Origin of the sequence: Nostoc sp. (assembly GCF_036917395.1) — a bacterium.
Classification (GTDB): Bacteria; Cyanobacteriota; Cyanobacteriia; order Cyanobacteriales; family Nostocaceae; genus Nostoc.
This window is the reverse complement of record NZ_JBALDI010000072.1, coordinates 48302-59861: the sequence shown is the minus strand read 5'-3', so window position 1 is coordinate 59861 and position 11560 is coordinate 48302. Positions and strand designations below refer to the sequence as shown.

Here is an 11560-nt window from a genome sequence, read left to right as displayed (position 1 = left end):
TTTATTTCGACTTGTAATCTTAAACCCATCACGCTTAAACCAAATTTACCCTTGGTGATAATTTAGCGCAGCTTCATACAGAAATGGTATTAGGTTATGTTTGGCACTATTGGCGATCGTTGCATCAAGCTAATAGTTAATTAAGTTTCGCTCAACCCTAGCTAAATAAAGTCCTATGCCTGCGGTTAACAGCAGTGGACTGCGGGCATTTTTTTGGAATTTTTAGGAGGATAACTAATGTTAACTATGATTTTGTGCGCCTTTTGCACTTGGACAATAATGATTCTATTTATTGGTAGTGTCTGGTTAACCCTAAAAAAAGGGATAATTCATTTAAAAACGCTGCATGAAATTCCCTGTTCTGGTTGCGAATATTTCACCAACGACTACCGCCTCAAATGTACTGTACACCCAAAAAAAGCTTGTTCTGAGGAAGCGATCGCTTGTATTGATTTTGAGCCGAAAACTTCTTCCTGTAATGCTTGCCAAAAGGGTCGGCGAAAGCTTTGTTAAATTTATTTGATTAATTGTTCACTAAGATACAAGAGTGCGTAGCTTGCCGCCGTAGGCATCGCCTTTAATGTTGGTGCTGCGTAGGCGTAGCCCGTTGTAGACATCGCTAATCATTTTACCACTCATTATTGATGTTTCATCTTCTCAAGCTGGGTGTAATCATTCGGATAGGCGTTCTCGGAAATAAAAGCGGTATAAATTACAAAGGCATTGAACTTCATTTCCTTTAAATTCAATTAAGCCTAGACTGCGTAATTTAAAACTTTGTGTAGAGTCTAACTTTACAGGAATATCACTATTGATCACTTTTTGGATCGCTGTTTTTAACAATATATCTTCCTCCAGCAGTGAAAGATAGGGATGTAAGAAGTCTCTAAATAATCCCTCGTCAGTGGGAGCAACTTTCAAAAATTGTTCTAAAGTTAAATACCCTGTGGCAATTTGATAAAGAGCAGTCCTTAATAAATAAGGATGACCATCAATCATTCCCGTTAATTGTCCGATTTGTGTATCTGACCAATTTAATTGATGTCGTTCGATTAATTCTTTTATTTGTGTGGCGTTGAATTCTCCTAATTCAACAGATAACCCCACATTAAAGGGGGATTGATTGACATTTAAAGAAACATATACTTCTTGAGAATGAGCAATTACTAAACGCAACTTTTGCCAGATTTCCTCGTTTTTACCGTTTTCATGCCAAGCTCGGAGGAGAGCAAAAAATTCTTGAGCAATTTCGGGATAAGGAAAAATTTTATCAATATCATCTAAGCCTAATACTAAGGGAACATCAATATTTTTTAATAAATAGTCTTTTAAATAATTAGTGCAATTAACTTGACTGCTTAAGCGTCTTTTCCAAGATTGATCTATTTTATCTTCTAACCCTAATTCATAACTCAGAGTTGCACAGAATGCCTGTAAAAAATTATTGAGATCGGTAAGATTTTCTTGACTCCATAAATTAAGAGAAACTGTGCGATAACCTTTTTGTTTACTATGCTCAAGAATGCGGCTCATTAAAGAAGTTTTACCCATCTTTTGCGGCGCTTTGATGCGGATTAACGCTCCTGGTTGGAGGATGGACTCATAACATTTAATTTCCACCTCTGGACGGTCGATATAAAAGGGCGAGTTAAGAGGAACTTGGCCATCAGTATTTTCAAAAATCACTGAGGAGTTGTTCTGTTTTACTTTTGGTGTTGCTTGTTCAACAATGCCTACATTAGTTAGGAATTGTTGCTTAATAAACTGACTAACTCCCTTGTAAACTAAATTATTTGTTGATGTTGGCTTGGTGATAGAAAGATGGTCGTCATCTGTAGCGATAGGTTGGACATCTTTGATAGCTGGGTTAGCACTATCTGGGTCTACAACTAAAAAACCTTGAGTGGACTTGGTTTCATAATAAACTTTTGTAGTAATTTCCAAGGAATCAACATTTTGCCGATACCACTCGTTAAGTTGACGCAGTTGGGGAATATGTGATTTCAATTCATTAACACTAGCAGAGGTTCGTGCCACAATACCAATTTTATCGACTAAGTTAGCGAGATGAGAACCAGTGTGAGGAGTCGATAGAAATACAATGCCTTTTGTCTGTTGAATAACTGCTTTCTTTTGAAATGTCTGAGCATTACGCAGCATTTCTTTGATTAATAATCCACCCATGCTATGAGTGATAAAAATTATTGGGTATTTGCCAATATCATTAACTTGTAAATATTCCAGTAAATTACTAGCACGGTCAAAAAGTGGCATTGTTGAACCTCTCCACTCAAAGGATTCAGCTTTGTAGCCAAAAGACCAAATACCTAAATCTGGTCTTTCTTGTGCAAGCCACGTTAACCAGAAATTATCATCGTTGCGTAGTTCTTGCGGATGCCAAGTTCCGCGTGCGTGGCCACCTAAGCCGTGAACAAAAATCACATCCCCGCACCGCTTAGGGTTGTCACATCCTGATATTTTGATTAAACCAGTCATGTCTGCGGGTTCAGGTTTTGGGTGTTTAGAAAAAATGTTAAAGGGCATAGATATTATGGGGAGAATTAGAGGATGACAAATTCTTCTTATGCCACGGCCACAGCGCGACTTAAAACTAGGATACAGCTATTACGTCACTACTTGGACTACGGTCTACACACAAGTTGTATTACCCCCCTTAATCCCCCCTTATAAAGGGGGGAAATAAGATTTCCGGTTCCCTCCCCTTTACAAGGGGAGGGTTAGGGTGGGGTAAAACCTGTCTTCTTCAGCTATTTTCAGACTTATGTGTACACCGTAGCTTAAAAAGGGGGGAACTTCTTAAGCCCCCTTTTTAGGGTGGGTTGGTCGATGTGAGTGCGTAAGTCCTAAAAGTGACCATCAACGGGCATTGAATACGTTGCGGTATATTCACGCCAATCCGAAAGCAGCGGGAATGCAAGAAGGCTTTTTCTATGATTTTAGTAATTATGGAACCTATGACCGACTTGGGGATGATGGTTTAACAACTTGGCATCCGGCTTTTTTAGCGTTGGGTAAAACTTTGAATGAATGTGCTGCTAAATACCGGTTTTTTTGTAAAAAGTACAAACCAAAAGCGAAAACAGAAAAACACTATTCTTGGGGTAATCAATTTTTGCCAAAAGTAATTAAAGACAAAGGTAAAAAAACATCACCAGGACAGATGCGATTGCCTTGGGATAGTTGGGAAGCAAGTAATCCAGAAATTGTTGATGTGGCTGAAAAATTTATTTTTGCTAATTGTTACAATCCACAAGTTGCAGGGATGATTTTTTGAGTTCATAGTCAATGATTTGAAATGAAGATAGGAGTAGTGTCTCTATTTATCACTAAAGATGTCTTTTTTAGAGGAATTTACTACTTACTGGTAATATCAACGACTCTAAATTAGCTGTTCTCAATTCCCTTTGTGCTGTTTGTTTTTTTCTTTAGGTTGTCCATTGCCTAGTGCCAGATATGGAATCTCCCAGAGCCTTATTATTGCGTGGAAAATATCCCATAAATAAATCTTTACAATTCTCTGAAAGCTTTATCTGCTACAATTTACAAGTCTCTGCATGAAGAAAAGAAACCCACCATCAACCCAAACTCCTGTCCCCTACCCCCCCAAATCAACCCCTGCACCATAGCCCCTAAGTCCAAGTTTGAATTCCTCCTCGCCTCCACATTTATCGCATAAATCTCCTTAAACTCAAACTCAATAGAATGCAACTTCGGGTACACTACCCATCCTCGATATCTCGGGAGTTCACCCCTCTTAGATAATTCCAACTGGGTATCCCTCAGGTTCATGGGTAATTCCTTATATTCCTTCCACTCGCCATCCTGTCCTCTCCATCCCACAATTTTTGTAAAATCATTATACCCTTTCTGGTTCAAATTTTTCCATTCTTTCTTCTCCAAATCAAAATCGAGAGAATTTCCATTAGCCAAATATATTTTTTTCTGGACACTATAACCAAAATACCCGTTAGAGTTATTAACCCAAAGTGTATCTAGTTGTTTTAAATCCTTACAATTGAAGTTTTTGACATCAGTGAAATCTAATAGGGGTTGTTCTTTCTTTCCTGCCAAATAGAGAAGAAACTGCCAATTTTTTGAATCTGCTTCCCTCCATCTTTGTTGCTTCATTAAATAGTCTAATTCATTTAATAAATGTTCCTTTAAATATTTATCATAATCTGGATTTGAGCCGTCTAATTCTTTAAGTTGACGATAAAGCAAAGCCACAATATCAGCATTGCCATTGTAGAGAATATTTAGGTCTAAAGTAAATAGTTCAAGATTAGACTTAAACTGAGATTCTAGACTTTTGATATTTTTAAATGCTTTCTTGTAATCTGCTAAAGCCCTAACTTTATCTGAGCGTTCTTCTAATTTACCTTTAACATAGTTAATATAAACTAAAGTTGCTAAATTATTTGAATTATTCTCAACTTCATTTTCTATTTTTGATAATTCTGGTAGGATTTTTTTAAAATATATTTCAGCATTTTTTAAATCATTTTTTTTATTCACCTCGTTTTTTTGATCAACTAGATATTGATATCCTAAAACCAGAGAACTATCTAATAAAGCCTCTTTTAACTTGGGATTATTAATTTTACCCTGCAAAACCAAACCTGCAATATTTAAAAACTGATTGGCTTGGTTTGTTTCTCCTTTTTGTTGAAGTTGAGAAGCCACCGTTGATAGTTCTCTAATTTTAGTAATTGATTGCTTGAGTTCATTTGTATTTCTGTTAGCGGTTTCAAGCCCGATAAATGCAGCTATTCCTAACAAGCCTGTAATCACTAAAGTGATAAATAAAACCACTACTCCAAAACGCATTCTTTTTCTAGCAGTTATCAATTGCTTTTCTGCTTTCTGTTTAGCTTTACCTTCAATTTTTCTAGCCCTTTCTGCTGCTTCCCTTTCTTTCCTTTCCCTTTCTAATTCTGCCTGGATTTCTGTTTCTGCTAGTTCCTCTTTTCGCTGTAGTGTGCGACTAGCGGCTAAAAATTCTCCATCTTGAAAACCTAAACTTTTATCCCTTGCCCAAATTGAAGCTTCTACTAAAGCATTTCCTCTCAATAACCTAGAATCATCCTGTTTTCCTGATAATATCCACTGACGATAATTCTCTGCATAAGGACGCAAACTGCCTAAAGTTTTCTCAATCCATAAATTATTAAAAATAGTTTGATAAATCAGATTATAAACCTTTAATTTTCTCTCTTTTTTAACACCGATTCCCGCTAACTGTAAATCACTCTGTTCAATACTACTATCAATATCTATTCCGTTTGAGTACCATACTCGTTGATATAAATCTAATAAGTATGCTGCTTTTTGTTCATCTCTTTTTAAAATTCTATCCTGAATCGTTCTAAAATGTTCCGGTTCATCTTGAGATTCCCAATTCTGAATCACTCTATCTCTGACTAAATTCTCTACAAAAGCAGCTTCTTCACCAGAGAGAATTACAGTTGCAGATTTACGGACAAATTCACAGACTTTCTGAGTTAAAAATGGCTGTCCTCCAGTCCAGTCTAAAATCGCTTTTAGTAAGGCTTCTGGGTTGCTAGTTTGTCCAGAGAATCCTTTTATTAAAGGTAAAGCTTCTGCAAATTCAAATCCGGTTAATTCAATTCCTTTGCCAATATTAAAAGGAGTACGCTTTTTATCTTGAATTAACTCAGAAGGGGTAGCTACTCCCAAAAGCACAAAAGTAATGCGTTGATATTCAGGATTATCAACTCTTTGATTAAAGAAAGCTCGAATTAAAGCAAAAAAATCATCAACCGGAAATTTTAAACTGAGAACACTATCAATTTCATCTATAAAAATAACAATCTGTGTGGAGATTAGTTTTAGTAATTTGTCAATAAATTTACCAAAAATCTGCACATCAGAAAAGCGGGAATTTTCTTCCCATAATTCATCTATATCAAACTGCTCACCTAAGTTTAAACTTTCAGAACCAGCAATAGTATCAATAATCCCAGAATACCATTGTTCAGACGTTAGCTCTGATGTCCCAATTGCGGTTAAATCAATAGATACACAAGCAATTCCTTCACGCTGTAACCTTTGCATTGTGCGGACACGCAAACTGGATTTACCCATTTGTCGAGAGTTGAGGACAAAACAAAACTCTCCAGCTTTCACAGCCTGATACAAATCTGCATCAGCTTTGCGTGTGACGTAGGTAAGTGCATTAGCAGGAAGGCTACCACCGAATTGATATTGATAATCTTGGGGAACAGGCGAGTTCATAGTCATACTCTACATGGGGAGTACCCAGGTGATATGTCAATTAAGACACAATATACGGTTTAAAGGCTGAAGTTTCTTTCATAAGTGCATAAAAATTTTGATTTACCAATTAGGAGAAGCAAGCTACAACCCAATCTACAATATTAGGCGATCGCGTAGCCCAGAGCAGGCATCGCACTTTTGATCTCAATGTCTGAGCCGTCCCCCCGATGCCTTGGCTACCGTCTATACACAAGTCGAATTACCCCCCTTATAAAGGGGGAAAACAGAAAAAATATTGTTCCCTCCCCTTTATAAGGGGAGGGTTAGGGTGGGGTAAAACCGAGATTTATCAACTACTTGAGAATTGTGTATACACAGTACCTTACCAAGGGGGGACTATAGGGGGGTTAAAACGATCTCAAATTCTCACGAATGATTTAGGACTGCTATATAAGCAACAGATACCTCGAAGTCGTTTTGAAGTACTCCAAAGTCGTTTTGAAGTACTCCAAAGTCGTTTTGAGGTACTCCAAAGTCGTTTTGAGGTACTCCAAAGTCGTTTTCAGGTACTCCAAAGTCGTTTTCAGGTACTCCAAAGTCGTTTTCAGGTACTTGAAAGTCGTTTTGAGGTACTTCAAACTTTGTTGCACCGCGATCAAGTACACAGGTGCGACGCCGAATAGCCCGCACTTCTCTACGTTCGCGCAGCGTGTCGCAGACAGACGCTGCGCGTAGCTTGCTTCCACGTTCGCGCTAGCGTCTCCGAAGGAGAAGTGGTACGACAAGGCTCAGTGATCACCGTAGGTATCGCTTTCATAAATTTCCACAAACAAAGCGATGTCTACGACGGGCTATTCGGCGTCGCTTGACTTTTAAAACAGTCGCTACAATTATCCTTAAGTGAAGATTAGCAATCAGTTAGCCTGGAAGGTGGTAAGAGTTCAATAATAAAAAAGATTGACACAGCCATTTTTGGTTTCTCAATCCCATAACCTTACTCCCATTCTACAAAAATTATGCAAAATCTCACTAGAATTACTCGTAATCCTGAAGTAATGGGCGGCAAACCCTGTATTCGAGGAATGCGTGTCACTGTTGGCACTATCGTCGGATTAATGGCATCTGGACACAGTAATAGCGACATTCTCAAAGCATATCCCTACCTTGAAGAAGCCGACATCTATGAAGCACTTGCCTATGCTGCATGGCGGGTTGAAGAGATTGAAGTTCCTCTCAAAAGTGCATGAAAATTTTGATTGATATGAACCTTTCCCCTGATTGGGTTGCGGTTTTTAAGAGGTACAATATTGCTGCTGTTCACTGGTCTACCGTTGGCGATCGCCGTGAGAAAGATTCAATAATTATGGAGTGGGCAAGAACTAATGGATATATCGTTTTTACTCACGATTTAGACTTCGGTTCCCTGCTAGCTGCGACAGGTGTCGATACTCCCAGTGTCATTCAGGTTCGTACCCAGGATGTTTTGCCGAACAGTACGGAAAATCTAGTTATTTCCGCCCTGAATCAGTTTGAGTCTTCACTAGAGACAGGCGCATTGGTCACTGTTGATCAAACCCAATCCAGAGTGCGTATTCTACCAATTAGGCGCGGATAGTTTTAGGGAAATATCGCTAACTCAGTTTCCGGATCAAAAAAGTGAATTTTCTCTAGAGTTAGAGATAACCAAAGTTGCTCGCCAACTTGTACAAATCGGTCTGGTGGGATTCGTACTTGTAAATAATTGGCTATAGTAGCAGGTTTAGATCCCGGTTCGGCAATCTTAACAGCGAGAAAGGAATCGTTGCCAAGATTCTCTACCAAATCTACTTGCACTGGTAGATTTTTGGTGGCAGGCATACTCAAGTTCAAGTGTTCTGGGCGAATACCTAAAATTAGAGTTTTCCCATCATATTTTTGTAAAGCTTTTCCCCAGACTTCTGGGAGGGTGAAACGAAACTGGGAATGAGTAATCAACTGCGGGGCATGAAATTCTACAGAAATAAAATTCATCGGTGGTGAACCAATGAACTCTGCTACAAAAAGGTTGGCAGGGCGATTGTAAAGTTCTAGGGGAGAAGCAACTTGCTGAATTTTACCCTCGGACATAATTGCAATGCGATCGCCCATTGTCATCGCTTCGGTTTGGTCATGGGTAACGTAAATTGTCGTTGTCCCCAGTTGGCGCTGCAATTTGACAATTTGGGCGCGGGTTTCCGCCCGCAGTTTGGCATCTAAGTTAGAAAGCGGTTCATCCATTAAAAATACTTGAGGGTCACGTGCGATCGCTCGTCCCAGTGCAACTCGTTGTCTTTGTCCCCCAGATAGCTGTTTGGGTAAGCGTTTCAGCAATGTTTCGATTTGCAACAGTTGAGCAACACTACGCACCTGCTCATTGACTGCCCGTTCTTTGTCAGAAATGTAGCGGAGTCCTTTAGGTAACTTTCTTGTCGCCCCCACAAAAAGATTTTCTGCCCAGTTGGGGAGTGGGGAGTGGGGAGTGGGGAGTGGGGAATGCTGATTTTCCCCATTCCCTATTCCCCATTCCCTATTCCCTAATTGCCTGCGGCGTAACCCAAAAGCGATGTTGTCATACACCGTCATGTGAGGATAGAGGGCGTAATTTTGAAACACCATTGCGATGTCGCGTTCCTTGGGTGGTAAGTCATTGATCAAGCGATCGCCTACCCAGATATTACCGCCAGTCATCACTTCCAACCCGGCGATTAAGCGCAGCAGGGTGCTTTTACCACAACCAGAAGGGCCTACCAGCACCATAAACTCGCCATCTGCGATCGTTAGGTTAATCCGCCGCAAGACGTTGACACTTCCTGCACGCTCTTGCGCTGCATCAGTCTTCTCCCCAAGCGTGAGGGGAGATTGGGTTTGTGAAGTCACACTTTCCCCTTTACGCGAGGAAAAACTTTTATAAACGTTTTCTAAAATAACTTGAGACACAACTGTTAATTATTGTCATTGAATATTGGGCATTGGCTTGAAAAAGGGACTAATGACTAATGACACTTTAGCGCCCATAATACACGTTCTATCTAAATACGAAAAGTTAAAAAAACAGCTTTTACCATAAAAAACAAACTATTCTAAATTTTAGGGCTGTCAGGAGGTGTTGTTATGACTACCGATGTACCTAAAAATCTTTCCCAAGACCCAAGCGTTAACACTGTCCATGACATTGTAGACGGACAAACTACAGATTGTTGCATTGTGGGTGGAGGGCCAGCAGGAGCAGTATTGGCGCTGTTGTTAGCGCGTCAAGGCATTTCTGTGATCCTGCTGGAAGCACACAAAGACTTGGATCGCGATTTTCGTGGCGATACGATTCATCCATCGGTGATGGAAATTATGGAGGAATTGGGACTTAGCGATCGCTTGCTAGGACTTCCCCATACCAAAATGCGCCAAATTAGTATTCAAACTCCTGAAGATACTGTCACATTTGCAGATTTTAGTCATCTGAAAACCCATTATCCCTACATTACAATGCTTCCCCAGGTAAAATTCCTGGAGTTCATCACCCAAGAAGCACAAAAATATCCTAATTTCCATCTGGTAATGGGTGCGAATGTGCAGGAATTAATTACGGAAAATGGTGTGATTCAAGGTGTCCGCTATCGAGGAGGCGGTGGTTGGCATGAAATTCGGGCAATACTGACAGTTGGTGCAGACGGTCGCCACTCACGTTTACGCCACCTGGGTGAGTTTGAATCAATCGAAACTTCGCCGCCAATGGATGTCCTCTGGTTTCGCCTACCACGTCAGCCAGAAGACCCTGAAGGGGGAATGGGGCGCTTTGGTCAAGGTAAGCTAATCGCCATGCTTGACCGTGGTGATGAGTGGCAACTTGCCTATGTTATTCCTAAAGGAGGCTATCAACAACTAAGGGCTGCGGGTTTGGAGGAATTAAAAAAATCTTTTGTCGAAGTAGTGCCAGAATTCCAGCAACGCATCCAAAATTTACATGATTGGTCACAAATAGCTTTTCTCTCAGTCGAGTCCAGCCGTGTCAAACGCTGGTATCGTCCGGGACTGTTACTCATTGGTGATGCAGCTCATATAATGTCCCCCGTTGGTGGAGTTGGCATTAACTACGCGATTCAAGATGCTGTAGTCGCGGCGAATGTACTCAGCAAACCGCTCAAAAACCGAGAAGTACAACTTAGCGACTTAGCAAAAGTACAACGTCAACGCGAGTTGCCCACACGCATCATTCAGGCGTTTCAAACTTTTGTCCAAAAGCGGGTATTGGCCCCGGTTCTTACCTCAAATCGCACCTTTGTACCACCTGCGTTTTTACGCTTACCCATCTTGCGCGACCTACCAGCCAGGTTAATCGCCTTGGGTGTTTTTCCAGTTCACGTCAAAACTTAATTATTGCTGAGAATTTTTGATATTTCCTCAATGGATGGTACAATTATACTACTCAAGACAGAATTCAATGCTCATTTAGTCAGGCGAGAGTGGCGAGCGGCATATTCAATGCTGTTCAAAGCGATCGCTTGGCTTTTATGTTAGAAAGGACTAAAAACTGGGAGTGGATGTAGAAAATTTGTTCAAACATTATTAAAAAATGCAAACAATTAAACATATCTAGATATTAATTGAAACTACATAGAAAAACCCCCTCTTTTTCAATCAGTACTTTTTGCAGTCAGGAGTAATTTTAATGAACAGCTGCGTTTTGATGGTGGAAATTATTAACGAGCCACAACTTCGCTATACAGCGGATAATCTGGGAGTTACGGAAATGCTGGTGCAGTTTCCCAATTCCCAGAAACCAGAAGATCCGCCAGCCACCTTGAAAGTTGTTGGCTGGGGGAATTTAGCGACAGAAATTCAGCAAAACTACCACCAAGGCGATCGCGTTATCTTGGTAGGACGTTTAAGTATGAATACTGTTGATCGTCAAGAAGGTTTTAAAGAAAAACGTGCTGAATTGACAGTACAACAAATTCAATCTGTTGGAGGTAGTTTTAATACTGATCCATTGCCCTCAGCAACCGTAACTCCATCATTCACTGAAACTGCTCCCCGACAACCATCTTCAGCATCTCGTCCTCCACAGAAAGAGGTTACCACTTACGATTCGCCGCGTCCAGCACCTACCCCGGCTGCAAATCCTGTTGGCGTTACTCCCCAAACGAAGACTTACGAACCCGTACCCCAACCCACATATGAGCGAACCACTTATCCAGCAGTGAAAGAGGAAGAACCAGATCCAGATGATATTCCCTTCTAAAGTTGGTAGTTGAGCGTGTATTCAATTTGCTAACTAAACATTACGATT

Annotated in this window: 10 protein-coding genes; 6 read left to right on the top strand and 4 right to left on the bottom strand. The window is 40.3% G+C overall.

The genetic code is table 11. The annotated features are described in order from the left end of the window. The first annotated feature begins 237 nt into the window (after positions 1 to 237). Entirely contained in the window at positions 238 to 513 is a 276-nt protein-coding gene (locus V7K46_RS24520) for a hypothetical protein (RefSeq protein WP_335117764.1), read from the top strand. A 159-nt stretch (positions 514 to 672) separates the two neighbouring features. Here V7K46_RS24520 and V7K46_RS24515 read toward each other — a convergent pair whose 3' ends face one another. Next, entirely contained in the window at positions 673 to 2544 is a 1872-nt protein-coding gene (locus tag V7K46_RS24515) for an AAA-like domain-containing protein (protein ID WP_335117762.1), read from the bottom strand. A 388-nt stretch (positions 2545 to 2932) separates the two neighbouring features. Between V7K46_RS24515 and V7K46_RS24510 the strand changes: the two genes are divergently transcribed. Further along, entirely contained in the window at positions 2933 to 3295 is a 363-nt protein-coding gene (locus V7K46_RS24510) for a hypothetical protein (RefSeq protein ID WP_335117761.1), read from the top strand. Positions 3296 to 3561: 266 nt separating this feature from the next. On the opposite strand, the gene V7K46_RS24505 is transcribed toward V7K46_RS24510, so the two are convergent. Both V7K46_RS24505 and V7K46_RS24500 read right to left on the bottom strand, forming a co-directional pair. Beyond that, positions 3562 to 6276: an AAA-like domain-containing protein gene (locus V7K46_RS24505; RefSeq protein ID WP_335117759.1), complete on the bottom strand. Its 2715-nt coding sequence runs from the start codon at positions 6274 to 6276 to the stop codon at positions 3562 to 3564. Between the two features lie 408 nt (positions 6277 to 6684). Next, entirely contained in the window at positions 6685 to 6948 is a 264-nt protein-coding gene (locus V7K46_RS24500) for a hypothetical protein (protein ID WP_335117757.1), read from the bottom strand. A gap of 326 nt (positions 6949 to 7274) precedes the next feature. Here V7K46_RS24500 and V7K46_RS24495 point away from each other — a divergent pair, with 326 nt between their 5' ends. Beyond that, positions 7275 to 7505: a DUF433 domain-containing protein gene (locus V7K46_RS24495; RefSeq protein ID WP_322729008.1), complete on the top strand. Its 231-nt coding sequence runs from the start codon at positions 7275 to 7277 to the stop codon at positions 7503 to 7505. Further along, positions 7502 to 7873, top strand: a complete 372-nt coding sequence (locus tag V7K46_RS24490; protein ID WP_335117754.1) for a DUF5615 family PIN-like protein — start codon at positions 7502 to 7504, stop codon at positions 7871 to 7873. Before V7K46_RS24495 ends, V7K46_RS24490 begins: the two co-directional genes overlap by 4 nt. 2 nt (positions 7874 to 7875) lie before the next feature. On the opposite strand, the gene V7K46_RS24485 is transcribed toward V7K46_RS24490, so the two are convergent. Further along, positions 7876 to 9213, bottom strand: coding sequence for an ABC transporter ATP-binding protein (locus V7K46_RS24485; protein ID WP_335117752.1), 1338 nt, complete (start codon positions 9211 to 9213; stop codon positions 7876 to 7878). A 174-nt stretch (positions 9214 to 9387) separates the two neighbouring features. Here V7K46_RS24485 and V7K46_RS24480 point away from each other — a divergent pair, with 174 nt between their 5' ends. Both V7K46_RS24480 and V7K46_RS24475 read left to right on the top strand, forming a co-directional pair. Then, positions 9388 to 10644: an FAD-dependent oxidoreductase gene (locus V7K46_RS24480; RefSeq protein ID WP_335117750.1), complete on the top strand. Its 1257-nt coding sequence runs from the start codon at positions 9388 to 9390 to the stop codon at positions 10642 to 10644. Between the two features lie 295 nt (positions 10645 to 10939). Next, complete coding sequence (locus V7K46_RS24475; RefSeq protein ID WP_335117747.1) at positions 10940 to 11512, top strand: single-stranded DNA-binding protein; 573 nt, start codon at positions 10940 to 10942, stop codon at positions 11510 to 11512. The last annotated feature ends 48 nt before the right edge of the window (positions 11513 to 11560 follow it).

Bases quoted from the DNA above. Each gene is read 5' to 3' on its own strand.
- V7K46_RS24520 (WP_335117764.1), top strand. From the start codon at position 238: ATGTTAACTATGATTTTGTGCGCCTTTTGCACTTGGACAATAATGATT.
- V7K46_RS24515 (WP_335117762.1), bottom strand. From the start codon at position 2,544: ATGCCCTTTAACATTTTTTCTAAACACCCAAAACCTGAACCCGCAGAC.
- V7K46_RS24510 (WP_335117761.1), top strand. From the start codon at position 2,933: ATGCAAGAAGGCTTTTTCTATGATTTTAGTAATTATGGAACCTATGAC.
- V7K46_RS24505 (WP_335117759.1), bottom strand. From the start codon at position 6,276: ATGAACTCGCCTGTTCCCCAAGATTATCAATATCAATTCGGTGGTAGC.
- V7K46_RS24495 (WP_322729008.1), top strand. From the start codon at position 7,275: ATGCAAAATCTCACTAGAATTACTCGTAATCCTGAAGTAATGGGCGGC.
- V7K46_RS24490 (WP_335117754.1), top strand. From the start codon at position 7,502: ATGAAAATTTTGATTGATATGAACCTTTCCCCTGATTGGGTTGCGGTT.
- V7K46_RS24480 (WP_335117750.1), top strand. From the start codon at position 9,388: ATGACTACCGATGTACCTAAAAATCTTTCCCAAGACCCAAGCGTTAAC.
- V7K46_RS24475 (WP_335117747.1), top strand. From the start codon at position 10,940: ATGAACAGCTGCGTTTTGATGGTGGAAATTATTAACGAGCCACAACTT.